This is a genomic window from Pseudomonas sp. AL10, assembly GCF_029960685.1.
Classification (GTDB): domain Bacteria; phylum Pseudomonadota; class Gammaproteobacteria; order Pseudomonadales; family Pseudomonadaceae; genus Aquipseudomonas; species Aquipseudomonas lactis.
The window spans coordinates 42,468-67,087 of sequence record NZ_JASBQZ010000031.1 but is presented as its reverse complement, the minus strand read 5'-3'; the positions used below and the strand labels follow the sequence as shown (position 1 = coordinate 67,087).

The window sequence follows — 24,620 nt, the reverse complement described above, 5'->3', positions numbered from 1 at the left end:
ACCTAAATAACGGATATGTACCCGGTCCAACTGTGTTGACTGTTAGGCCGTCTTCACAGGCAAGCCAGCTCCCACATTGGATCGCAGTGCCTGAGCTAAATCCGTCGACGGCGATTGAGTTGGGGAATGGCGGTTTGTGGTGCTTCTACACGCGGGGCCTGCGCCGCTGTTTTCGCGGCCAGTTGCGCCAGTGTGGGCTGGCTGAACAGGGTGCGGGCGTCCACGTCCAGCCCGGCCTTGCGCAGGCGGGCGACAAGGTTCACTGCCAGTAGGGAGTGCCCGCCCAGTTCAAAGAAGTGGTCATGGCGCCCTACCCGTTCGAGTTTCAACACCTCGGCCCAGATCCCGGCCATCAGGCTTTCCACCTCGCCCACTGGCGCTTCGTAGGCTCGGCTAAGCACAGCCTCCAGCCCTGGCGCTGGCAGGGCCTTGCGGTCGAGTTTGCCGGCGGGGTTGAGGGGCAGTGCGTCGAGTTGCACGAAGGCGGCCGGCACCATGTATTCCGGCAGGTGTTCCAGCGCATGGTCACGCAAGGCTTGCAGGCTCGGCGCCTGGCCGCGCAGGGTGAAGTAGGCCACCAGGCGCTCATCGCAAATCAATACGGCCACCTCGTGCAACGCCGGGTGGGTGGCCAGGCATGCTTCGATCTCGCCCAGTTCCAGGCGCACGCCGCGCAGTTTGACTTGGAAGTCGTTGCGCCCGAGGAACTCAAGCGTGCCGTCGGGCAGGTAGCGCACCAGGTCGCCGGTTCGATACAGGCGGTCGCCAGCCACGAAGGGGCTGTCGATAAAACGTTCGGCAGTCAGCTGCTCCAGGCCCAGGTAGCCACGGGCAACGCCGACGCCGCCGATGTGCAATTGGCCGCTGATGCCCATGGGCACCGGCGCATCATGGGCGTCTAGCACGTACAGGCGGGTGTTGTTGATGGGGCGGCCAATCGGCAGTTGCAGGATGGGCACCGGCGCGCCGGGTTCGAGGGTCCAGGCGCTGCTGTCCACCGTGGCTTCGGTGGGGCCGTACACGTTGTGCAAACGCACCCTGGGCAAGCGCGCCTGTACGCCCCGGGCCAGGGCGGCGGTGAGTTCACCGCCGCCGCACAGCACATCGGTGAGGCTGGTGCACAGGGCCGATTCATCCAGGTCGAGAAACTGCTGCAACATGGCGGGCACGAACTTGATCACGCTGATCTGCTGCGTGCGAATCACTTGCGCCAGGTACGCCGGCTCGCGGTGCCCATCGGGCCGCGCCAACACCAGGCGCATGCCGTTGCTCAACGGCCAGAACAGCTCCCACACTGAACCGTCGAAGCTGAACGGTGCGCGCTGCAACAAGGCGCCGCCTTCGGCGTTCGGGCACAGGTGCGAGCCCCACTGCAGCAGATTGCCCAGGCCGCGATGCTCGATCATCACGCCCTTGGGTGTGCCGGTGGAACCCGAGGTGTACATCACGTAGGCGAGGTTGGCGACGCTCAAGCCGGGCACTTGTGGGTTGTCGATCGGTGCATGGTTCCAGGCGCAGTGGTCGAAGTCGATCAGCGGGATCGAGACATCGCCCACCACGTCGCGGGTGGCGGCCTGTACCAGCAGCGCCACCGGCTGGCTGTCGGCAAGCATGTAGGCCAGGCGCTCGCGTGGGTAACCGGGGTCGAGGGGCACATAGGCGCCGCCGGCCTTGAGAATGCCCAGCAAGCCCACCACCAGATCCAACCCTCGCTCTACGCACAATGCCACCCGCGCGTCGGGCTGTACGCCGTGCTCGCGCAAGTGGAAGGCCAGTTGGTTGGCGCGTTCGTTGAGCTCGCGGTAGGTCAATGCCTGCTCATCCGTCTGCACCGCGATGGCATCGGGGATTCGCCGCGCATGGGCTTCAAACAGCGCTTGCACGGTCAACGTGTGCGGGTGGTCGGTGGCGGTCGTGTTGAAGTCCACCAGCAATCTGCGCAGTTCGCTGGCGGGCAACACTGGCACCTCGCGCAACGGCATTTTCGGCGTGTTTTCCAGTGCGTCCGCCAGGCCGTTCAGGGTGACGTCCAAGTAATCCAAGACCCGTTCAGCGCCGACTGCGCGTGGCGTCTTGGCCTTGAGCCGCACGCCACTGCCCAGGTCGTCCACCGTGAGCATCAACGGGTAACTGAGGATGTCTTCACTGCTGAGCAAGGCAATGCCCGGCACCAGGTTCAGCTCGGGGTCGGCCGAGGTGTGACGGTAGTTGAGCAGGCTGTTGAATAGCCCGGTCACCCCACTGCAGCGCTGGGCCAATGCCAGCGACGCCTGTTCATGGGCGAGCAAGGCACTCAGTTGCGCGTGGGTGTCGTGCAGCGCCTGCGCCACGTTTTGCCCGGCCAGGCGCAGGCGCAGCGGCAAGGTGTTGATGAACATGCCCAAGGCCCGCTCGGCCCCCTCGCCGGCTTGCAAACGGCCGAGCAGCACGGTGCCGAACACCACGTCTTCGCGGCCCGCGACACGGCTTAGCACCTGAGCCCAGGCCAGGTGGAACAGGCTCGCAGCACTCACCCCAAGGGCTCGGGCCTGGCTACGCAGGCGTAGATTGAGCGTGTCGCTGAGCGCACGCTGCGCCTCTTCGGTTTCGGCGCGATTGGCCTGGCGCTCCTGCAGGCCGAACGCCAAGGTCGGCTCATCTACATCCGCCAGACGCTCTCGAAAGAACGCTTCATGCGCCGCCTGGCGCACGGTCGAACGGGCGTGCGCCACCATATTGCGATAAGGCACGGGCGCCGGCAGTTGCGCCTGTTGGCCCAGCAAATGGGCGCGAATCTCGTCCACCAGCAGCGTGGTCGACGTGGCATCGTTGACCAGATGATGAAAGCGCAGCCTGGCGACCCAGCGCTGGTGCTGGGGCTCCTCGGCGTAATCCAGGGCCATCAGCGGCGCCTGGCGCAAGTCCAGCGGTTGCGCCGGTTCGCGCAGCGGTTCAACCCGCAACTGCGCCTGGCGCCACACCATCTGCATTGGTTGTTCAAGGGCATCCCACACCAGGCTGGTACGCAAAATATCGTGGCGATTGATCACCTGTTGCAAGGCACTGGCAAAGGCCTCCAGTTGCTCGCGGTGCGCAAAACTGAACAGCGCCTGTTGCTGGTACGGGTCGTGCGCGTCGGTGAGGTGGTGGTAGAGCAACCCTTCCTGCAACGGCGCCAGCGGATAGATGTCCTGCACGTTGGCGGCGCCACCGGGGATGCTGCCGACGATACGATCAAGGCTGGGTTGATCGAGTTCGGCCAGGGCGAGCAAGTCCGTGGTGATATGGGTGCAACCGGCCGGGATTCGATTGGCCGGCACCGCCTGTTCGTGACCGCCACACGCCGCCGCCAGCGCCGCCACGGTGGGCTGGCCGAACAGCACCTGCACGTCGGCGCGCAGGCCGGCCTCGCGCATACGCTGCACCAGCTGCACCGCCAACAGCGAATGCCCGCCCAGCTCGAAGAAATGATCGTGGCGACCCACTGGTTGCACGTGCAGCAACTCGGACCAGATCTGCGCCAGTGTGGTTTCCACGCCCTCCCGGGGCGCTTCGAAGCGACGGGTAATAAAGGCTTCCTGGGTGGGTGACGGCAAGGCTCGGCGGTCGAGCTTGCCGTTGGCGGTGAGGGGCAACGCGTCGAGGCGCACGTAAGCCGCGGGCAGCATGTAGTCCGCCAGCGTGGCTTGCAGGTGGGTGCGCAGTGCTTCGATTTCCACAGGCTGACGTGGCACAAACCAGGCCCATAATTGCCCGTCGCGAAACTGCACCACCGCGTCCTGAAGCGCCGGATGGCTGGCCAGGGCCGATTCGATCTCCCCCAGTTCGATGCGCACGCCCCGGATTTTTACCTGATCGTCGTTGCGCCCCAGGTAGTCGAGAGTGCCGTCTGGCAGCCAGCGCGCCAGGTCGCCGGTGCGGTACATCCGACCACCGCTGAAAGGGTCGTCGAGAAAACGTTCGGCACTGAGTTCCGGACGGTTCAGGTACCCCCGCGCCACACCCTTGCCGCCGACATACAACTCCCCCGCCACGCCAATCGGCACCGGACGTTGTTGCGCGTCCAGCAGGTAGACCCGGGCATTGGCGACCGGCGCGCCGATATGCAACGGCTGGCCCACCTCGACACGCCCCGAGGTCGCCACCACCGTGGCTTCGGTGGGACCATAGTTGTTCACCACCGCAAACGTCTGCGCCTGGGTGAAGGTGCGCAGGCGGTCGCCGCCGATCAGCAAGGTGCGCAAGGTGGGATGCCCCTGCCCCTGGCTGAACGCATATTCGGCCACAGGCGTGGGCAGGAAACACACATCCAACGGTTGCGAGCGCCACCAGCCGAGCAACGCGTCGATATCTTCCGCGCCCTCCTGAGCCGGTGGCAGGTGCAAGGTCGCGCCCACGCACAACGCCGGCCAGACCTCCCAGGCCATGGCATCAAAACCGAAGCCTGCGACGCTGGCGGTGTGGCTGCCCGCGTGCAGGTCGAACGCCTGGCAATGCCAGTCCACCAGGTTCGACACGCTGTGATGTTCAACCATCACGCCCTTGGGCAAGCCGGTGGAACCCGAGGTGTAAATCACATAGGCCAGGTTCGACGGCGTGACCGCAACCTGAGGGTTGCTGTCGATGGACGCATTGCCAGGCTCCAGCGCGATCACCGGTACCGTCGAGACGGGCAGACGCTGGCGTAAATCGTGCTGGGTCAGGATGGCCACGGGCGCGCTGTCGTGCAGCAGGTACTCCAGGCGTTCGGCGGGATGGGCCGGGTCCAGCGGCACATAGCAGGCCCCGGACTTGAGGATCGCCAACAGCCCCGCCAGGGTGTCGAGGCCACGCCGGGCCAGGATCGCAACGCGGTCATCGGGCTGTACGCCGAGCGCCACTAATTGGTGGGCCAGCGCATTGGCCTGGCGGTTGAGTTGGGTGTAGCTCAGTGAGCGGTCCTGATACACCGCCGCAATAGCGTGGGGCGTACGGTCGGCCTGGGCTTCAATACGCTGGTGCAGGGTTTGCGGCGTAGCGTTGGGTTGCGCGGTGGCGTTCCAGTGCTGCAATCGGGCCTGCTCCTGGGGCAACAGCATGGAAAACTCAGCGATGGGCAGCGCAGTATCTTCCAGCCCCTGTTCCAGCAGCCCGATGAAGCGCTGGGCCAATGCCTGCACGTCGCCCGCCTGGAAATACGCCTCGTTGTAGACGCAATGCAGCCAGGCATTGTCCTGGTAACGATGGCTGCGCAGGTGAATGGCGAGCGGTAGCGCTTCATGCTGATTGGAAACCTTGATAGCGCGGGCCTGGACCTGACCGAAGCGCAGATCGTGGTCGTCCTGCTCGAACGATACCGACACGTCAAAGAGTTGCCCGCGATCCGTTCGGCGCAGGCCCAGCTCGCGGTTCATCTCACTCAACGGGAAGCGCTGATGACGAAAGTCCTGCTTGAGCTGATCACGGATGCCACGCACCAGGGCACCGAAAGACACGCCCTCGCTGAACGCAAAACGTACCGCGCTGACCTGGGTGAACAGGCCCACAGTGGCGCGAAAACGCGCGTTGGAGCGGTTGAGAATCGGCAGCCCCACCGCCCATTCCTGGCGTTGGCTGGTGCGGGTGAAATACACATACATCGCCGCCAGCAACACATGAAAGGCCGACGCCTGGTAGTGGTTGGCAACCTGCTCCATGCGGCTCTGCAACGGCACCGGGAAGCCTTGCACCCAGGTGTTGCTCGACGTCTTGGCGTTGTGCCTGGGGGTGAGCAGTGGTTCGGGCAGCACTTGGTATTTGCCCAGCCAATAGTCGCGGTCGCGGGCGTAGCGGGCCGATTGCAGGTAGCGCTGGTCGGTGTCGATAAAGTCGATGTAGGACGGCGCCAGCAGCTCAGTGTCTCGCCCCTGCTCCAGGGCGCTGTAGAGCTGCGCGAGGGATTGCAGCATCTGGCCGAAGCCCCAGCCGTCGAGGATCAGGTGATGAGCCTGGGTGCCGAGGCGGTAGTGATCATGGTCAAGTTTGACCAGGAAAAACCGGCACAGTGGTTCGCCGCTCAGGGCGTAGGGCCGGGCCATTTGCGCCTGCATCAAGGCTTGGGTTGCCGCCGATGGGTCGGGCAGCGCGGAGAAATCATGCAGCGCCATCTCCACCCTCAACTCAGGGGCGTATGTTTGCCCAGGCAGGCCATTGGCGTCGGTATGCAGTTGAGTGCGTAGCGCATCGTGACGGGCCACCAGCAGTGCGACGGCACGGCGCATGCGTTCGGGCTCGACGGTGCCGGCAAAATCCAGGTAGCCGCCAATGTTGTACAGCGGCGAGTCGCCCACGCGCAGTTGGTCGAGCCAAATGTCTTGTTGGGGGCCAGTGAGGGGGAAGCGGGCCGGCAGGCTGGAGGAATGCTGCATAAGATCCTTCTCATGGGGGTCAGGCACTGGCCGCGCAGAGGTGGCCCATTACACCGATGTGGCCGGATTTGAGCATGGGCGCCGGGGGGTGTCTGACACCCGAAACCCGGACATTCAAATGGATGGATAGGCCTTGGTGGAAGGTTCATGGCTGAAACGATTAAAGCGTTGTAGGAGATTGGCTACATCGGATCCATCCCGAGTCTCTTAGCAACCTCTTTATTTTATAAATTCATTATTTACATCAATAAGTTAACCAAGGCTAAAAATAACTTACGCCTGTACGTAGCCGGCTTAATTCAAGAGAAACGTCGGTTTAATGGCGCAATTTTTATGGCAGCTTGTGTCCCTCGTTTCCGCTACATACGTAGGACAAATCCCTATGGCTAAATAACATCTCGAACGCCGAGTTACGTTCAAGCAGTACGGAGCGCCCTGCGCAGGCCCTGGGCAACCGTTGACGGTTTTCGACATCAAGGATGAGATGGCTATGAGTCTGACCTCAAGTATTGGCGACACATGCGGCCCGCTTTTTTATGCCGAAATGGGCGAGTTGATTTCAAACAGCGGCGACGAACATTTCGCCGCCACCATGCTGCAGCTGGTGGGCAAGTGGGTACCGATTCACCTGGTGGACCTCAGCGAGTGGACCCTGGATGAACTGCGCGACCGCGTGCTGGACATCAAGCTACTGGGCAGCGCCGGGGTGAAGAAGGATTTGTCTGTGCCCCAGACCCTGCATGCGCTGAACGACCACCCGTTGTTGCGGCAGATGCTGCACATGCAAGATCCGCTGCTGATCCAGATGAACGCCAAGGCCAACAGCGCGCACCCGCGCGGCACCTCGCACCAGTGCAACCTGGTATCGCGCCAGGGCAACCGGCGCTGTGTGATTTCGCTCTACCGCCTGCCGACCCAGCAGGGGTTTTCCCTGGCTGAGTTGTCGTTTCTCAAGTGCCTGTCGGACACGCTGTTGCCGTTGATGGAGCGGCACGCCCAGTGCCTGCGCCAGGCGCCACACGCCGAGACTGAGCCGGTCCATACCCTGCTGGAACAATCGCAGTTGCAGCGTGAGTTCTACAAGCGCTTGTCTTTGAGCGACATCACCCTTTCGGCGCGGGAACAGGAAGTGTGCCTGGGCCTGCTGACCGGCGGCACCGTGCCGCAAATCGCACAGAAACTCAGCGTCAAAAACAGCTCGATCGAGACCTACCTCAAGCGCGCCGCCGCCAAGCTGGGCGTGAGCGGCCGACATGGCCTGGCCAAATGGATGGTGGGCGCCTGATGAATAAACAGACGCTGTGCACCCTCGGCATGGCCTGGATGCTCGGCGGTTGCTCGCTGATCCCCGAGTACCAGCAGCCAGCGGCGCCGACGCCTGCGCAGTACCCCCAAGGCGGTGTCTACCGCCTGGCGCAGGCCGGCAACATGGCGCAGAACCCGGACTGGCAGCAACTGTTCCACGACCCGGCGCTGCAACAGTTGATTAATGATGCGCTGGTCAACAACCGCGACCTGCGGGTGGCAGCCCTGAATGTGCAGGCGTTCCAGGCGCAGTACCGTATCCAGCGCGCGGATTTGTTCCCAGCGATCTCCGCCACCGGCGCCGGCAAGCGCCAGAAGTTGCCAGGGAGCGTGACCGGCACCGGCAAGTCAGCGATCACCTCCAACTATTCCGCCACCTTGGGGCTGAGCGCCTATGAGCTGGATTTGTTCGGCCGCGTGCGCAGCCTCAGCGAACAGGCGCTGCTTACTTACCTGGGCAGCGAACAAGCGCGGCGCAGCGCGCAATTGAGCCTGGTGGCCAACGTCGCCAATGCCTACCTGACCTGGCGGGCCGACCAAGAACTGCTGGCCCTGGCCGAGCAAACCCTGGCGGCCAACGACCACAGCTGGCAATTGACCCGCCGCAGTAAAAGCGCAGGCAAAGCCTCGGCGCTGGACGTGGTGCAAGCGCGCACAGCGGTGGAAAGTACTCGCGCCAGCGTGGCCCGCTATGAGCGCCAAGTGGCCCAGGACCTCAACAACCTCATGTTGCTGGTGGGTGGCCCAGTGGATGAACACTTGCCCGCGCGCCCGCTGGCCGATGACCTGGTCGCCCGCGTGCCCGCCGGTTTGCCCTCGGACCTGCTGCAACGCCGCCCGGATATCCTCCAGGCCGAATACCAGCTGCAGGCGGCCAACGCCAATATCGGTGCGGCCCGTGCTGCGTTCTTTCCTTCAGTGACCCTCACGGCAAACGCGGGCAGCACCAGCACAGAGCTGTCGGGGCTGTTCAAGGGTGGCTCGGGCAGTTGGACATTCCAACCGCAGATCAACCTGCCGATCTTCAACGCCGGCAGCCTGCGTGCCAGCCTGGATTACGCCAAGCTGCAAAAAGACATCACCGTGGCCCAGTACGAAAAATCCATCCAGGCTGCCTTCCAGGAAGTAGCCGACGGCCTCGCCGCACGCCAGACCTTCAACGACCAACTGGCGGCGCAACGGGATTTCGTCGAGGCCAACCAGACCTATTACAACCTGGCCCAGCACCGTTACCGCAGCGGCGTGGACAGCAACCTGACGTTCCTCGATGCGCAGCGTTCACTGTTCAGCGCACAACAGGCGCTGATTGTGGACCGGCTGGCGCAGTTGGTCGCCGAGGTGAACCTGTATACGGCGCTGGGTGGCGCGTGGACGCAATGGCCGAACCTGGCGGCCGCGCGTTAGAGCAACTTGAGTCCAGACTCGGCATGACGATTTGGGTCGCGGCTATCCAGTGGCTGTTTGTGCCCATAACTGTCCACGAAGCCGCCCACAGCGGCCATCGAATGGAACCCGCTGTTGACCGTGCCGATGGCGCCGTTGAGGAAGTCCTGGAGGGTTGCGGGCGCAACGAAGTCTTTCAAGCCCAGGCGACGCAACGCTTGCCCCGGATACTCACCATCATTGAGGCTGCGCATGGCGGCGGCAAAGCTCTTATTGGCCTCCCCATCATTATTTTCAAGGTAGGCTCGCTTGGCACTGACAGCGTATAAAAACTGCGCATTGACCAGAACATCGTTGGGCCTGTCGGTGCCGAAGTGGGCGCCGGCCTTGGCCTGCTTCAGTTCGTCATCGGTGATGTGCAGTTTGAACCCATCGCGCATGACAATGCGATAGCCGCTATCGCTGGCCTCAATGGTTTTGTAAATACCGTAAGGGTTATGGCCGAACCTCATCATCGCGGCTTTAATCGCGGATATCGTCACGCAATTACCTTCGGCCAATTGGTAAAAGTCTTTGAAAATATCACCGGGCTTGATGCCCGTGTTCGCAGGCGTACCTTTCAAGAATTCGTCACGTTTGCCGTTGCGTTTATCGGGGACCGGCGCAGGCAAAGGTGTTGAATCGACTTCAGGTTTTAACCGCGCAGATAACACCGTCAACAAGCGCTCCAATTCGCCGACCAGGCGACTGAGTTGTTCAGAAGTTCCAGTTGGGGCAGAGGCGTTGGCGAAGGGCAAAACACGTGGCGAAGTGACGGCGTCGCTTGCCCTGGCATGACCAAAAGCAGCAGTGTTAACAGAAGACACTAACATGTTGAACAACCCCTATTATTCACTAAATACTTTAAATCACCCGCGAAGCGTGACCACCTTCAATGACGGTGAAACCGGCGTGTTATATAACTGCCCCTCCATCACGCCCTCAATAATTACACCGTTCTTGTTTCGTGCGCCCTTGTCCAACGGCACGCCGACCTGCGTGCCCAATGCACTGGCATCGATGACCTGCAGATGTTCTTTAAGCCCCAGATAGGACAGCGCCGTATCACCGTCGATGCCGCCTCCGGCCCCCGACAGCACACCGGGATAAGTGCGATGGGCGTGGTACGCACTGTCTTTGCCGTACAGGCTCATGAAGGGGTCCGTTGCGCTGTCGCGCTCAAGCTCCAGGTATTGACGCTTGCTCATCACAGCAAACAGAAATTGCGCATCCTTGACCATGCCTTCATCGCCGCCACTGAACTTTGCCGCCTTGGCCGCCAGTTCAAGTTCTTCAACGGTGATTGTCAGCTTGAAGCCGTCTCGCATCGTCACGTCATAGTGGTCACCATGTTTGGCGACGTGCTTGAAAATCCCGGCTGGGCTTTGCCCGAACGTGGCCATAGCAACCTTGATCGCGGCCACGTGCTCCTCTCGGCCCAGAGCACCCAGATAAGGAAAGTTCTCATACGTGGCACGCAACCCATTGTGCAGATCGTCAGGCTTTTGACCTTTGGGTTTTTCAGACATAAACGCAGTGATTGGCTCATAGTTTTTATCTGAGAACATCTCAATAAGTTCGGTATCAAACGCGTTACGGGTACTGGCCAGGTTCGACCGGTTCATGAACGGTGCCAATTGTTCTTTCCACTCACGCCTGATGGTGGGAACGCTGTCCGGTGCAGGCACGGTATTAACCAGCGGCCTGTGCGGTGAACTCACAAGTGGGGTTGGGTAAGCCGTAACGGGTGGCTGTGGTTTCGGCGCCTCATTCTCCCTGCTCATCCAGGTTTTAAGTGACACGACTAATGTACCCAACAACTTCAACAGCTCCCCCAGCTCTGCGTCCCGGTTTGAGTTGACACTTGGGCCAATCGGAGAATGTGCCGGTAATTTACCAAAGTGATTGGGTTGATCTGTCACTGCCTGATCAAGGGTTTTACCAGGCGATGTAAACCTTGAGTGCGCGGGCGAATAAGCAGGCTGAGTGTGCGTGAGCATGGTAGGGCGTCTCATTTGATCGAAGGGGGATAATCGCGAACGGTCTGGCACTACTTGCCCACTGCCACTGCCGAACCCGGCACTGAACAAGTACTCTTGCGTGGCCAGGCGGGGGGAAAGGTTCCGGCTCGACAGGTAACAACATCCTTCTCGCTTAACGGACCACTATCAGCCAATTCCTCAACGTTGCGTTTTTTGTCCGACTCCTTATCAGCGCATCCCCGCCTGCCGTATCCGATACTCCCCCGGCGTCATCTGCGCATACCGCAAGAAAAACCGGCTGAAATACGCCGGGTCCTTGAACCCCAGCTGGTAGCAGATTTCATTTGCCGAACTGCCGGTAAACAACAGCAGGCGCTTGGCCTCCTGCATCAGCCGCTCCAGGATCAGGCGCTTGGAGGGCAGGTCGGCAATGCGCCGGCACACTTCATTGAGCCGCGCCTGGGTCACGCCAATACTTTCGGCATAACGCGCCAACGGCCAATGTTCCAGGTAGTGGGCTTCGATCAGCTCGTTGAAACGATGGAAGATGCGCAGGTCTTCATGGGCGGTCGGGCGTGCCGGCTGGGCGTGGGCGCACAGGCGCAGCAGGCGGATCATGATCAGCCTTGTGAGGCTGTCGAGGGCGGCGGCGCGCCCTGCCCGTTCGGTGTTGATTTCACTGCACAGCGCCTCGAAGAGTTGCTCCAGCCCCTCGGCGTCGCCATTCAAGGCGACACAGGCCGCACCGGAGGCAAGGCTGGGATCGGCGTCGATCAGACTCCACACCAGCTGCTGGCGCACCGTCAATACATGCCCATCGGCATCCGCTTCGGTGACAAAAGCGTGGGCCACCGTGGGCGGCGTGAGAAAAAACATCGGCCCCGATTCAACGTACTGGCGGTCATCCAGATACACCCGCACCGCGCCACTCTTGACGTAATGCACCTGGAAAAACCGGTCATGGCGATGCACCGCCATATTGCGCCCGAAAAAACCCGCCAGGTTGCCGAGCTTGTCGTAATGCACCTCGGCGTCGCTGTAGCGCTGGTCGTAGACCTGCCCGATGTTGATGTTGGGGATCGGCTTCACGGGGCTCTCTTCTTGTTGTTGTGAGGCCAGTGCAGTGTGCCACGCTTGACGGTAGTTAACATATTAATTATAACGTTAACAACTTAACGAACTGCCTATGCAGCCGTCGTCACCGCCAGGAGAAACGCATGAGCCGTACCCTGCATGATGTTGCCAGCGGCACCCTGTTCGGCGTTGCGCTGAACTACCAGGGCCTGCTGGACCAGCATCTCGCCGCCTTCCAACAGGCGCCCTACCAGAAGCCGCCAGCCAAGCCGGTGCTGTTTATCAAGACGCCCAACACCCGCAATGCCCATCGCGGCGTAGTGCTGCAGCCTGCGGGCGAGCGCCTGCAACCGGGCCCGGCGCTGGGCGTGGTGATCGGCCAGCGCGCCAGCCGTGTCAGCCTGGAGAACGCCATGGCCCATGTGGCCGGGTATGTGGTGGTGAATGAATTCAGCCTGCCGGAAGACAGCTACTACCGCCCCGCCGTCAAAGCCAAATGCCGCGATGGTTTTTGCGCCCTGGGCCCGCAGCTGGTTGCGCGGGATCAAGTCGCCAACCCCAACCAACTGAGCCTCAAGCTGTTCGTCAATGGTGAGCTGCGCCAAGAAAGCTCCACCGCCGATTGGGTACGGGACATCCCGCAATTGATCGCCGAGATCAGCGAGTTCATGACCCTGCATCCCGGCGACGTGCTGATCACCGGCACCCCGCAAGGCCGCGTGGATGTACAGCCAGGCGATCAGGTCGAGGTCGACATCACCGGCATTGGCCGCCTGAGCAACACCATTGCAGCAGAGGCATCGGCATGAAACGCGCACGTATCCAATTTGAAGGTACCGTCCACAATGTGCTGGTGGAGGCCGATTGCAGCGCGCGCCTGGACGATGGCCGCCTGCTCACCGAAGACCAGGTGCAATGGCTGCCACCCGCCACCGGCAACATGTTCGCCCTGGGTTTGAACTACGCCGACCACGCCGCCGAACTGGCCTTTACGCCGCCGACCGAGCCGCTGGCCTTTATCAAATCGGTGGGCACCTACACCGGCCACCGCCAAGTTACCTGGCGCCCGGACAACGTCGCCTACATGCACTACGAGTGCGAGCTGGTGGCGGTGATCGGCAAGACCGCGCGCAACGTCAAACGCGCCGACGCCCTGGACTACCTGGCCGGTTACACGGTGTGCAACGACTATGCGATCCGCGACTACCTCGAGAATTACTACCGTCCCAACCTGCGCGTGAAAAACCGTGACGCCACCACCCCGGTCGGCCCATGGATCGTCGACGTGGCCGATGTGCCCGACCCAGGCAACCTGAAGCTGCGCACCTGGATCAACGGCGAACTGCGCCAGGAAGGCAGCACGAAAGACATGATTTTCGATATCCCCTACCTCATCGAATACCTGTCCAGCTTCATGACCCTGCAACCGGGCGACATGATCGCCACCGGCACGCCCGAGGGCCTGGCCGATGTGGTGCCGGGCGATGAAGTGGTGGTGGAAGTCGAAGGTGTGGGCCGCCTGGTCAACCGTATTGTCAGTGAAACGGAGTTTTTCTCCGCGCGCAAAGAGGCTTGAGCACCATGATCAAACACTGGATCAACGGCCGTGAGGTCGAAAGCAAAGACACCTTTATCAACTACAACCCGGCCACCGGCGAGGCCATCGGCGAAGTGGCCAGCGGCGGTGCCGAAGAAGTTGCGCAGGCCGTGGCGGCGGCCAAGGCCGCGTTTCCCAAGTGGGCCAATACACCAGCCAAGGAGCGCGCACGCTTGATGCGCAAACTGGGCGAGTTGATCGAACAGAACGTGCCCCACCTGGCCGAGCTGGAAACCCTGGACACCGGCCTGCCGATCCACCAGACCAAGAACGTGTTGATTCCGCGTGCCTCGCACAATTTTGATTTCTTCGCGGAAGTCTGCACGCGCATGGACGGCCACACCTACCCGGTGGACGACCAGATGCTCAACTACACCCTGTACCAGCCAGTGGGCGTGTGCGGGCTGGTGTCGCCCTGGAACGTGCCGTTCATGACCGCCACCTGGAAGACCGCGCCGTGCCTGGCGCTGGGCAATACGGCGGTGCTGAAGATGTCGGAACTGTCGCCGCTGACCGCCAATGAACTGGGGCGCCTGGCGGTGGAAGCCGGGATCCCCAACGGCGTGCTCAATGTGATCCAGGGCTACGGCGCCACCGCGGGCGATGCCCTGGTGCGCCACCCGGACGTGCGGGCGATTTCCTTTACCGGGGGCACCGCCACCGGCAAGAAAATCATGCAGACCGCCGGCCTGAAAAAGTACTCCATGGAACTGGGCGGCAAGTCGCCGGTGCTGATTTTTGAAGACGCCGATCTGGAACGCGCCCTCGACGCAGCACTCTTCACGATCTTCTCCCTCAACGGCGAGCGTTGCACCGCTGGCAGCCGGATCTTTATCCAGGAAAGCGTCTACCCACAATTTGTCGCCGAGTTCGCGGCGCGGGCCAAGCGCCTGATCGTCGGCGACCCCCAGGACCCCAAGACTCAGGTCGGCTCGATGATCACCCAGGCCCATTACGACAAGGTCACCGGCTATATCAAGATCGGTCTGGAGGAAGGCGCCACGCTGCTGGCTGGCGGCCTGGAACGTCCGGCGAACTTGCCGGCGCACCTCAGCCGCGGCCAGTTTATCCAGCCGACGGTGTTTGCCGACGTGAACAACCGGATGCGCATCGCCCAGGAAGAAATCTTCGGCCCGGTGGTGTGCCTGATTCCGTTCAAGGATGAAGCCGAGGCGCTGCAACTGGCCAACGACACCGAATACGGGCTGGCCTCCTACATCTGGACCCAGGACATCGGCAAGGCCCACCGCCTGGCGCGCGGTATCGAAGCGGGCATGGTATTTATCAATAGCCAGAATGTACGGGATTTGCGCCAGCCGTTCGGCGGGGTCAAAGGCTCGGGCACCGGGCGTGAAGGTGGGCAGTACAGCTTCGAAGTGTTTGCCGAGATCAAGAACGTGTGTATTTCCATGGGTAGTCATCACATTCCGCGCTGGGGCGTGTAGCCCAGGCTCAAACAAGCCTCCTGTGGGAGCCGGGCTTGCCCGCGATGCAGACACCGCGGTCCTTTAGCCGTACCGAGTCGATGCCATCGCAGGCAAGCCAGCTCCCACAGGGACCTCACAGGCCATACAAGAATAATTATTCAGGAGAGTCATCATGGGCGAAGTGGTTCTGGCAGCGAAGATCTGCCACGTACCGTCGATGTACCTGTCGGAACTGCCCGGCAAGCATCACGGCTGTCGCGAAGCGGCGATTGCCGGGCACAAGGAAATCGGCCGGCGAGCCCGAGAACTGGGCGCCGACACGGCAGTGGTGTTCGACGTGCACTGGCTGGTCAACAGCGGTTATCACGTCAATTGCGGTGAACAGTTCCAGGGCACTTACACCAGCAACGAGCTGCCGCACTTCATCAAGAACATGGACTACGCCTACCCCGGCTGCCCCGAACTGGGGGAGCTGATCGCCGCCGAAGCCAACCTGGCCGGCGTGCGCAGCATGGCCCATAACATCCCGAGCCTGGAGCTGGAATACGGCACCCTGGTGCCCATGCGCTACATGCATATGGGGGTGCCCGACGCAGAGAAATTCAAGGTGATTTCCATCGCCGCCTGGTGCGCCTGGCATCGCCTGGAAGACAGCTTCGCCTTCGGCGCCGCCGTGCGCCGGGCGATTGAAAAGAGCGACCGCAAGGTGCTGGTGCTCGCTTCCGGCTCGCTGTCCCATCGGTTCTCGGACGACCGCGAGGCTGAGGCGAATATTCACAACTGGACCCGCGAATTCGACAAGCAGGTGGACCTGCATGTCGTGGAAATGTGGAAGCAAGGTCGCTTCAAAGAGTTCTGCGCCATGCTGCCCGACTACGCCGAACACTGTTTTGGCGAAGGCAAGATGCACGACACCGCCATGCTCCTGGGCCTGCTGGGTGGGCCGGACTATGCCAAGCCGGCTGAGATCATCACGCCGCCGTTCGGCAGTTCGGGCACCGGCCAGATCAACGCGATTTTCCCGCTTTAACCCTGGGAGAGCCCCATGCCGCACTTTATCGCTGAGTACACCGACAACCTCGAACAGCAGGCCGACTTGCCCGGTCTGTTTGAAAAAATCCACCGCGTGCTGGGCGACAGCGGCGTGTTTCCGCTGGGCGGCATTCGCAGTCGCGGCGTGCGCCTGGACACCTGGCGCATGGCCGACGGCAAACACGACTATGCCTTTGTGCACATGACCCTCAAGGTCGGCCACGGCCGCGACCTGGCAACCCGCGAGGCCGTCGCCCAAGCAGTGTTCGCGGTGATTACCGAGCACTTCGCCGAGCTGCAGGCGCAGCGCTTGCTCGCGCTGTCGTTCGAGATGATCGAGCTGCACCCGCAGCTCAACTTCAAGCAGAACAATGTGCACGCGTTCCTGAACAACCCGGCAAGCTGAAACGGCCCCGCCCCCCCCCTGTAGGAGCGAGCTTGCTCGCGAAAAGCCCACAGGCACCGCGGACCCAACAGCGCTGCGTTTTCGTTGACGTTTTTCGCGAGCAAGCTCGCTCCTACAACAACAAAAAGAACACCACCATGAGCACAGCCAATTCCACTGCAAGCCTGCAGCTTGCCGAGCACGACCGCACCCATCGTTTGGTGACTTGGCGCCTGATGCCCTTGTTGCTGGTGTGTTACCTGTTCGCCCATCTGGACCGCATCAACATCGGCTTTGCCAAGATGCAGATGAGCAGCGACCTGCACTTCAGCGACACCGTGTACGGCTTCGGCGCCGGGCTGTTCTTCATCGCCTACGCGTTGTTCGGCGTGCCCAGCAACATTGCCCTGGACCGCGTCGGGCCACGGCGCTGGATCGCCTGCCTGATGGTGGTGTGGGGCCTGCTCTCCACCGGCATGCTGTGGGTGGAGAGCGCGCGCGGGTTCTACGTGCTGCGCTTTCTACTGGGGGTGGCCGAGGCCGGGTTTTTCCCCGGGATTCTGGTGTTTCTCAACCGCTGGTACCCGGCACGCCGTCGCGCCCAGGTCACCGCCTTGTTTGCCATTGCGGTGCCCATGGCCGGGGTGTTGGGCGGGCCGATTTCCGGGGCGATCCTGGAGAACTTCCATGATGTCGGCAGCCTGCGCGGCTGGCAGTGGATGTTCCTGATCGAAGGCGCGCCCGTGGTGCTGCTGGGACTGGTGGTGCTCAAGTGGTTGCCGGACAGTTTCGAGTCGGTGCACTGGCTGACTGCCGAGCAAAAACAGCAACTGCGCACCCAATTGAGCAACGAGGAACAGCGCAAGACCATCACCTCGTTCGGCGGCATCCTGCGAGACCCGCAGGTGTGGCTGCTGGTGGCTGTGTACTTTGCGGTGATGCTGGCGGTCAACACCCTGGCGTTCTGGATGCCCACCCTGATCCACGGCGCCGGCATCGGCCGTGACAGCCAGGTCGGCTTGCTCAGCGCCGTGCCGTACCTGGCCGGCTGCTTCTTCATGCTCGGCTGCGGGCGCTCGTCCGACCGCCACCGCGAGCGCCGCTGGCACCTGTGTGTGCCCCTGCTGATGGCGGCGCTCGGTATCGCCGTGGCGGGCCTGGCGCCCGGCAATGCGTTGCTGGTGATGAGCGGGCTGGTGGTTGCCGGGATGGGCGCAAGCGCCGCGCTGCCGATGTTCTGGCAACTGCCACCGGCGTTTCTTTCCCACACCACCCAGGCGGCGGGCATCGCCATGATCAGCTCGTTCGGCAGTATCGCGGCGTTCCTCGCGCCGTACCTGATCGGCTGGATGCGCGACGCCACCCAGAGCGCCAGCCTGGCCCTGTACGTACTCGCCCTGTTTATCGCCCTCGGTGGCTTGCTGGTGCTGCGCACCCAGGCCGCCATCGTCAACCCACACTAGAGACCGTTGCCATGCTCGACTCCCAGCAAATCCTCGCGGCCGCCGCAAACCTTGACCGCGCCGAACGCAGCCGCGAACAGGTGCGCCAGTTTTCCCTCGACTACCCCGGCATGACGATCGAGGACGCCTACGCCATTCAGCGTGAATGGGTCGCGCAAAAGATCAAGGCCGGGCGCACGCTCAAGGGCCACAAGATCGGCCTGACCTCACGGGCCATGCAGGTGTCGTCGAATATCACCGAACCCGATTACGGCGCCCTGCTCGACGACATGTTTTTCGACGAAGGCAGCGACATCCCCTTCGAGCGTTTCATCGTGCCACGGGTGGAAGTGGAACTGGCCTTCATCCTCGGCAAACCGCTCAAAGGGCCCAACTGCACGGTGTTCGATGTGCTCGACGCCACCGAATGGGTGATCCCGGCGCTGGAAATCATCGACGCCCGCATCCAGCAAGTCGACCCCCACACCAACGCCACCCGCAAGGTGTTCGACACCATCTCCGACAACGCCGCCAACGCCGGTGTGGTGCTCGGCGGCCGCGCCGTGCGCCCCACCGAGATCGACCTGCGCAAGGTGCCGGCGGTGTTGTATCGCAATGGCGTGATCGAAGAGTCCGGGGTGTCGGCGGCGGTGCTCAACCACCCGGCCAAGGGCGTGGCGTGGCTGGCTAACAAGCTGGCGCCCTATGACGTCACCCTGCTGCCCGGCCAGGTGATTCTCGGCGGCTCGTTTACCCGCCCCGTGGCAGCCCGCCCTGGCGATACCTTCCACGTCGACTACGACCTGCTCGGCTCGATTGCCTGCCGCTTCGTCTGAACCCAGGAGGACTGTCATGGACATGCCTGTCAACCGCTTCAAGCAACGCCTGCACAACCGCGAGGTACAGATTGGCCTGTGGCTCGGCCTTGCCAACGCCTACTGCGCGGAGCTGGCCGCCAACGCCGGTTTCGACTGGCTGTTGATCGACGGCGAACATGCGCCCAACCAACTGGGGGACATGCTCGCGCAGTTACAGGCCATTGCGCCCTACCCCAGCCAGGCGTTGATTCGCCCGGTGATCGGCGACACGGCCCTGATCAAGCAACTGCTGGATATCGGCGCGCAGACGCTGCTGGTGCCCATGGTCGAAAACGCCGCCCAGGCCCGGGAACTGGTGCGGGCCCTGCGCTACCCGCCCCAGGGTATTCGCGGGGTCGGCAGCGCCCTGGCCCGCGCCTCGCGCTGGAACAGCATCGCCGATTACCTCGACCAGGCTGATGCGCAGATGTGCCTGCTGGTGCAGATTGAGAATGCCGAGGGCCTGGCCAATCTGGACGCCATTGCTGCCGTCGAAGGCGTGGACGGTGTGTTTATCGGCCCGGCAGACTTGAGCGCGTCCATGGGCCACCGTGGCAATCCGGGGCATCCCGAGGTACAAGCGGCGATTGAGGACGCCATCGTGCGTATCGTCAAGGCGGGTAAGGCGGGAGGGATTCTCAGTGCGGATGAAAATCTCGCACGACGCTATATCGAGTTGGGGGCGACGTTCGTGGCGGTAGGAGTGGATACCACGGTGTTGATGCGGGGGCTGCAAAGCCTGGCCGGGAAGTTCAAAGACATACCTGTGGCTGCCAATACCGGTGGCGTCTACTGAGACTCAATGTGGGAGCTGGCTTGCCTGCGATAGCGGTGCATCAACGACAAATAAGCCAGCTGACCCGGCGCTATCGCAGGCAAGCCAGCTCCCACAGTTGATCGGTGGTGGTTCAGCAATTGAGTCAGCGCTTGATGTTCTTCAAGTCATCCAGCAACCCCAACAAGGTCTGGAATTTCTCTGCGCCCAACTGATCCTGCAAACGCTGATAGTTGGCCTCCATGCACTGGCTCATGGACTCGAAACTCGCCTTGCCCTTGTCCGCCAGGGTAATCAGCACCCGGCGCTGGTCCTGTTCGGCCTTGCGCCGGTGCACCATGCCGGCCGCTTCCATGCGCACCAGCACGCCGGTCATGCTCGGCTTGAGGATGCAGGCCAGTTCAGCCAGTTGATAGATCTCCAACTCACCGTGCTGTTCAAGGATGCGGATGATGCGCCATTGCTGTTCGGTCAGGCCGTGTTCATTCAGGGAAGGACGGAAAAAACTCATCGCGGCCTCGCGCGCTTGCAGCAAGGCCAGGGTCAGGGATTGTCGAGGTGTAGACATAGGGCTCAGGGTCACGAAGTATTTAGTTAATAGTTTAACGAAACTCTAACATTCCCGACCGGCGAGCGCGCTATAACTTATAGGTGCCCTCGCCCGTGGCGCGCTGAATCAAAAACCCGGGCACGCAGGATCAAGACTTCCAGCCCGCCAAGGGCCCTAATGGAGGCATCCGCTTTAGCGCCTTCCTTCACTTTTTCAGGCTGCGCCATGATCAACATCGAAACCCCCACGTACTACACCGCCACCAAGAAATACAACCTCAGCTTCCCCACCCTGGAACAGGATATCGACGCGGACGTCGTGGTCATCGGGGGCGGCTTTTCCGGAATTAACACGGCCCTTGAGCTGGCGGAAAAAGGCATCACCAACATTGTCGTGCTCGAAGCGCGCTACCTGGGCTTTGGCGGCACGGGCCGCAACGGTGGGCAGATCATGGCAGGCATCGGCCATGACCTGGAGAAGATCAAGAAGGACGTGGGCGAAGACGGCCTGCGCCAAGTGTTCGAGATCAGCGACCTGGGCGCCGACATCATCAAGAACCGCATCGCCAAGTACAACATCGACGCGGACTTTTGCCACGGCTACGGCTACATGGGCTTCAACGCCCGCCAGGAAAAAACCCTGCGCGCCTGGGAGAAAGACTTCAAGTCGATCAACAGCCAGCACGAAATCCGCTTTCTCGGCGGCTCTGACGTGCAGCAGATCATCGGCTCCACCGCCTACACCAGCGCCCTGCTGCACATGGGTGGCGGGCATGTGCATTCACTGAACCTGCTGCTGGGCGAAGCCACCGCGCTGGTCAGCCATGGTGTGAAGATCTTCGAGAACAGCCCGGCCCTGGAAGTCAGCTACGGCGAGCGCATCACCGTGCGCACCGGTCGCGGTTCGGTACGCGCCAGCAAGTTGCTGTGGGCCTGTGACAGCTTCCTCAACAAGCTGGAGCCAGAACTGCACCGCTCGACCATCAACACCTACGCGTTCCAGATGATGACCGAGCCGTTGTCCGAGGAGTTGATCCAGCGCATCAGCCCGATCCGTGGGGCCTACAGCGATATCCGCCCGGTGATCGACTACTACCGCGTGACCAACGAAAACCGCCTGCTGTTCGGCGCCGCCACGCCTTTGGTGGAGCACATTCCCGGCGATCTGAAAGCCTGGAACCGCCACCTGATGCTGAAGATTTTTCCCTACCTGAAGGACGTGAAAATCGACCTGGCCTGGGGCGGCCCGATGGCGTGCAGCCCGAACCTGTTCCCGCAGGTGGGCACTTTGCCGGGGCGCAGCAATGCGTTTTTCGTGCAGGGCTATTCCGGCTTTGGCGTCACCCCCAGCCACATCATCTGCAAGGTGCTGGCCGAAGGCATGAGCGAGGGCTCGGCGCGCTATGACCTGGTCAGCTCGATCTCCCGCCCCACCATCCTCGGCAAGGACGCGATTCGCCCCCTGCTGCTGACGGCGGGCAAATCCTGGCACCAATTATCCGGCTACTGGAACGGTCGCCGCTAACCCCTGTAGGAGCGGGCTTGCCCGCGAAGAACGTCAACGATAACGCGGGCCTTCAGGTAAATCGCGGTGCCCAGACGTTCTTCGCGAGCAAGCTCGCTCCTACAAAAATCTCGTACTTATCGGAGCATCTGCCATGACACTTACCACCCTCAAACACAACGTCCAGCTGTCGGAACTCGACGCCTGGGGCACCGTGGCCGACCTCGGCTCGCAAATCCTCGAAGGCGAAGTACGCGCCTTCGGCAAGATGACTTTCGGCGCGCCCACCGATGCGGTCAGCAGTGCGTACTTCGGCACGACCCAGGGCAAGTTCCGCATGGTTTACCCGTTCGCCGAACAGGCCACGATAGTCACCGGCGAAGTGGTGCTGACCGACGAGTCCACCGGCCAATCCACCCGCTACAAGGCCGGTGACAGCTGGTTCGTGACCAAGGGCACGCCCGTGCTGTGGGAAGTGGTCAGCGAGAGTTTCGTCAAACACTACTTCGCCGTCGTGTAAGGGAGGGGTTGCCATGTCGAATTCATCTGACTGGATCACCGTAGGCGCCCTGGCTGAGGGGTTTGCACCTGAGGCGTTCATTCTGCCGAATCTGGCCGACCTGGCCGGCCAGACCTTCACTCTGCACTTTGCCAATGGCTGGCAGATCGAACACCGCTTCGAACAGGAGCGCCTGGCCTGGCACGCCGCCGATGGCCACTCCAGCGGCAGCGCTGCCTACCGCGCCAGCTCGATTCGTCCGGGCCTGTACCTGGTGGACTTTATCAAGCATGAGGCCGGGCAAAGCTGGTCGATCAGCCTGGTGCTGGACACGCCAAATGCCTCCTTTACCGCCGTGATTGGCCGTATGCCAGAACCGGCAGAGACCCACGAAGGCCTGTACCACCGCGCCCTGGCCGGCAAACCGCTGACCTCGGTACAGGTTGACTTCCTCCACGGCAGCCTCGACCGGCCCTGGCAGGATGGCCACTGCCTGCACGCCCCCACCGACGAGTTGGTCGGCCTGCGCAACCACTATCGCTACAGCCCCAGCGAGGTCTACGAACACATCTACCTCAACCCGCGGTTCTACGCCTGGCAATGCCTTGAGGGCGTGGAGAAAGGCCTGTGCGACACCGACCGCTGCCATTACTACAAGATCGCCGAACAGCTGTACCTGTTCGTCTGGCAGGAGAAGATCGTGCCGACCCTCGGCCTGGTATTGATCGACCTGCAACAGCACCGCAGCGACGGCAAGATCTTCGGCTATGCCGGGGCGTCCTTCGACGCGCTGTCGAACTTCCCGATCAGTTCCTATTGCCAGGTGCTCAACCACACGGAGTACCCCCGTGACTGAGCCGCGCACGGTGGTGATCACCGGAGCCGGCACCGGCATCGGCGCCGCCTGCGCACGCTTGTACGCACAGGAAGGCGCGCATCTGGTGCTGATCGGTCGGCGTCGTGAGCCGCTGGAACAGGTGGCGCAGGACACCGGCGGGCTGATCCTGGTGGGCGATGCCGCCTGCCCGGACACCTGGGACGGTTTCATCCAACAAATCCGCACCCACTTCGGGCGCCTCGATGTGCTGCTGGCCTGTGCCGGTGGCCACGGCCTGGGCAGCGCGACCCAGACCAGCCCGGCCACCTGGGAAGGCGCGCTGCGCAGCAACCTCGACAGTGCGTTCTACAGCGCTCGCGCCTGCCTGCCGCTGCTGCAGGAAAGCGCCGGGAACATGGTGCTGATTGGCTCCATCGCCTCATTGGCAGCAGGCCCCGAGGTGTGTGGCTACACCACCGCCAAGCATGCGCTGCTCGGGCTCAACCGCTCGCTGGCCCGTGACTATGGGCCCCATGGCGTGCGGGTGAACGCGGTGTGCCCAGGCTGGGTGCACACACCGATGGCCGACGCGGAGATGCAGCCGTTGATGGAGGCGTACGGCGAGACCTTGCAGCAGGCCTATGCGCGCGTGTGTGCCGATGTACCGCTGCGGCGCGCCGCCCGTGCCGACGAGATCGCCAAGGTGTGCCGCTTCCTGGCCAGCGACGACGCCTCGATCATTACCGGCGCCACGTTGGTGGCGGACGGTGGGTCCAGCATCGTCGACGTGCCGACGCTGGCGTTTACGCGCCTGGAACCTGCCCATGCCCCATGACCTGGATTTCAGCGGCCAAGTCGTGCTGGTCACCGGCGGTGCCCAAGGCATTGGCCTGGGCATCGTCCAGGCCTTTGCCGAACGCGGTGCGCGAGTGGTGATTGCCGACCGTCTGCTTGAACAGGCTGAAGCCCTGGCTGCCGGGTTACGCACGCAAGGGCATCAGGTTGACGCCGTTGGCGTTGACCTGGCGGATACCGAAGCGGTGTTTGCTTGCGTCCAAGGCTTGGCGCAACTGGATGTGCTGGTGCACAACGCCGGGTACTTTCCGCTGACCGCCTTTGCCGACATCACCCCAGCGATTCTGGAGCGCACCCTGGCGGTGAACCTGTCGGCGCTGTTCTGGCTGACCCAGGCGGCGTTGCCGATGTTTCGCGAACAAGGCCGGGGTTGCGTGCTGGTGACGTCTTCGGTCACCGGCAATCGGGTCGGTTATCCGGGGCTGAGCCACTATGCGGCGTCCAAAGCTGGGGTGAATGGGTTTATCCGCAATGCAGCGCTGGAGCTGGCGCCGTTGAATGTGCGGGTCAACGGCGTGGAGCCCGGCATGATCGCCACGCCGGCGATGGGCAACCTGGGCGATGCGGCCGTGAATGACAGCATCGCCCGCCGTGTGCCGCTGGGGCGCCTGGGCGCGGCGGCGGATATTGCCGGGGCGATGGTGTTTCTGGCCTCTGACCTGGCGGGCTATATCACCGGGCAGACGCTGGTGGTGGATGGTGGCGCGACGCTGCCCGAAATCTGAAACCCGAT

General features: G+C 62.5%; 20 protein-coding genes. 15 read left to right on the top strand and 5 right to left on the bottom strand.

Going from position 1 to position 24,620, the window contains the following annotated elements:
* Nucleotides 1-95: 95 nt before the first annotated feature.
* Nucleotides 96-6,365 (bottom strand): non-ribosomal peptide synthetase, encoded by a 6,270-nt coding sequence (locus QK296_RS22180; protein ID WP_282391313.1) that lies wholly within the window; start codon nucleotides 6,363-6,365, stop codon nucleotides 96-98.
* Nucleotides 6,366-6,855: 490 nt separating this feature from the next.
* Between QK296_RS22180 and QK296_RS22175 the strand changes: the two genes are divergently transcribed.
* The gene (locus QK296_RS22175; RefSeq protein ID WP_282391312.1) at nucleotides 6,856-7,650 is read left to right on the top strand and encodes a helix-turn-helix transcriptional regulator; all 795 of its coding nucleotides are present in this window, start codon (nucleotides 6,856-6,858) and stop codon (nucleotides 7,648-7,650) included.
* A complete protein-coding gene (locus tag QK296_RS22170; RefSeq protein WP_003192382.1) occupies nucleotides 7,650-9,074 on the top strand; it encodes an efflux transporter outer membrane subunit in 1,425 nt (474 codons plus the stop codon). Before QK296_RS22175 ends, QK296_RS22170 begins: the two co-directional genes overlap by 1 nt.
* Here the strand turns inward: QK296_RS22170 and QK296_RS22165 are convergent.
* The 3 genes from QK296_RS22165 to hpaA form a co-directional block, all read right to left on the bottom strand.
* Nucleotides 9,071-9,925, bottom strand: a complete 855-nt coding sequence (locus QK296_RS22165) for a hypothetical protein (RefSeq protein WP_282391311.1) — start codon at nucleotides 9,923-9,925, stop codon at nucleotides 9,071-9,073. The two genes, QK296_RS22170 and QK296_RS22165, sit on opposite strands and share 4 nt — an antisense overlap.
* A 36-nt stretch (nucleotides 9,926-9,961) precedes the next feature.
* The gene (locus QK296_RS22160) at nucleotides 9,962-10,780 is read right to left on the bottom strand and encodes a type III secretion protein (RefSeq protein WP_282391310.1); all 819 of its coding nucleotides are present in this window, start codon (nucleotides 10,778-10,780) and stop codon (nucleotides 9,962-9,964) included.
* A 522-nt stretch (nucleotides 10,781-11,302) separates the two neighbouring features.
* Nucleotides 11,303-12,163, bottom strand: coding sequence for a 4-hydroxyphenylacetate catabolism regulatory protein HpaA (gene hpaA, locus QK296_RS22155; protein WP_034134261.1), 861 nt, complete (start codon nucleotides 12,161-12,163; stop codon nucleotides 11,303-11,305).
* A 128-nt stretch (nucleotides 12,164-12,291) separates the two neighbouring features.
* Between hpaA and QK296_RS22150 the strand changes: the two genes are divergently transcribed.
* The 8 genes from QK296_RS22150 to hpaI all read left to right on the top strand — a co-directional run bounded on the left by QK296_RS22150 (nucleotide 12,292) and on the right by hpaI (nucleotide 19,684).
* Nucleotides 12,292-12,957, top strand: coding sequence for a fumarylacetoacetate hydrolase family protein (locus tag QK296_RS22150; RefSeq protein ID WP_282391309.1), 666 nt, complete (start codon nucleotides 12,292-12,294; stop codon nucleotides 12,955-12,957).
* Complete coding sequence (locus QK296_RS22145) at nucleotides 12,954-13,724, top strand: fumarylacetoacetate hydrolase family protein (protein WP_057711183.1); 771 nt, start codon at nucleotides 12,954-12,956, stop codon at nucleotides 13,722-13,724. The genes QK296_RS22150 and QK296_RS22145 overlap by 4 nt, the downstream gene beginning before the upstream one ends.
* 5 nt (nucleotides 13,725-13,729) lie before the next feature.
* Nucleotides 13,730-15,190 (top strand): 5-carboxymethyl-2-hydroxymuconate semialdehyde dehydrogenase, encoded by a 1,461-nt coding sequence (hpaE, locus tag QK296_RS22140; RefSeq protein ID WP_034134260.1) that lies wholly within the window; start codon nucleotides 13,730-13,732, stop codon nucleotides 15,188-15,190.
* A gap of 154 nt (nucleotides 15,191-15,344) precedes the next feature.
* Nucleotides 15,345-16,202, top strand: coding sequence for a 3,4-dihydroxyphenylacetate 2,3-dioxygenase (gene hpaD / locus QK296_RS22135; RefSeq protein ID WP_003192392.1), 858 nt, complete (start codon nucleotides 15,345-15,347; stop codon nucleotides 16,200-16,202).
* 15 nt (nucleotides 16,203-16,217) lie between these two features.
* Nucleotides 16,218-16,610 carry a 5-carboxymethyl-2-hydroxymuconate Delta-isomerase gene (locus tag QK296_RS22130; RefSeq protein WP_034134259.1) on the top strand — a complete coding sequence of 131 codons (393 nt, stop codon included), beginning with the start codon at nucleotides 16,218-16,220 and terminating at the stop codon, nucleotides 16,608-16,610.
* Between the two features lie 137 nt (nucleotides 16,611-16,747).
* On the top strand, nucleotides 16,748-18,052 hold the full coding sequence (locus QK296_RS22125; protein WP_094775157.1) for an MFS transporter: 1,305 nt from the start codon (nucleotides 16,748-16,750) through the stop codon (nucleotides 18,050-18,052).
* Between the two features lie 11 nt (nucleotides 18,053-18,063).
* Entirely contained in the window at nucleotides 18,064-18,867 is an 804-nt protein-coding gene (hpaH, locus tag QK296_RS22120) for a 2-oxo-hept-4-ene-1,7-dioate hydratase (protein ID WP_003192397.1), read from the top strand.
* 16 nt (nucleotides 18,868-18,883) lie between these two features.
* Nucleotides 18,884-19,684, top strand: coding sequence for a 4-hydroxy-2-oxoheptanedioate aldolase (gene hpaI / locus QK296_RS22115; protein ID WP_057711179.1), 801 nt, complete (start codon nucleotides 18,884-18,886; stop codon nucleotides 19,682-19,684).
* A 124-nt stretch (nucleotides 19,685-19,808) separates the two neighbouring features.
* On the opposite strand, the gene hpaR is transcribed toward hpaI, so the two are convergent.
* On the bottom strand, nucleotides 19,809-20,231 hold the full coding sequence (gene hpaR, locus QK296_RS22110) for a homoprotocatechuate degradation operon regulator HpaR (protein WP_044269224.1): 423 nt from the start codon (nucleotides 20,229-20,231) through the stop codon (nucleotides 19,809-19,811).
* A gap of 207 nt (nucleotides 20,232-20,438) precedes the next feature.
* On the opposite strand from hpaR, the gene QK296_RS22105 reads away from it, so the two are divergent.
* The 5 genes from QK296_RS22105 to QK296_RS22085 all read left to right on the top strand — a co-directional run bounded on the left by QK296_RS22105 (nucleotide 20,439) and on the right by QK296_RS22085 (nucleotide 24,612).
* Nucleotides 20,439-21,737 carry an FAD-binding oxidoreductase gene (locus tag QK296_RS22105; protein WP_003192402.1) on the top strand — a complete coding sequence of 433 codons (1,299 nt, stop codon included), beginning with the start codon at nucleotides 20,439-20,441 and terminating at the stop codon, nucleotides 21,735-21,737.
* Nucleotides 21,738-21,870: 133 nt separating this feature from the next.
* Nucleotides 21,871-22,236 carry a cupin domain-containing protein gene (locus tag QK296_RS22100; protein ID WP_034134255.1) on the top strand — a complete coding sequence of 122 codons (366 nt, stop codon included), beginning with the start codon at nucleotides 21,871-21,873 and terminating at the stop codon, nucleotides 22,234-22,236.
* A gap of 13 nt (nucleotides 22,237-22,249) precedes the next feature.
* On the top strand, nucleotides 22,250-23,071 hold the full coding sequence (locus tag QK296_RS22095; protein WP_003192405.1) for a molybdenum cofactor biosynthesis F family protein: 822 nt from the start codon (nucleotides 22,250-22,252) through the stop codon (nucleotides 23,069-23,071).
* On the top strand, nucleotides 23,064-23,867 hold the full coding sequence (locus QK296_RS22090; RefSeq protein ID WP_003192406.1) for an SDR family oxidoreductase: 804 nt from the start codon (nucleotides 23,064-23,066) through the stop codon (nucleotides 23,865-23,867). The genes QK296_RS22095 and QK296_RS22090 overlap by 8 nt, the downstream gene beginning before the upstream one ends.
* Nucleotides 23,857-24,612, top strand: coding sequence for an SDR family oxidoreductase (locus QK296_RS22085; protein ID WP_169856118.1), 756 nt, complete (start codon nucleotides 23,857-23,859; stop codon nucleotides 24,610-24,612). The genes QK296_RS22090 and QK296_RS22085 overlap by 11 nt, the downstream gene beginning before the upstream one ends.
* The last annotated feature ends 8 nt before the right edge of the window (nucleotides 24,613-24,620 follow it).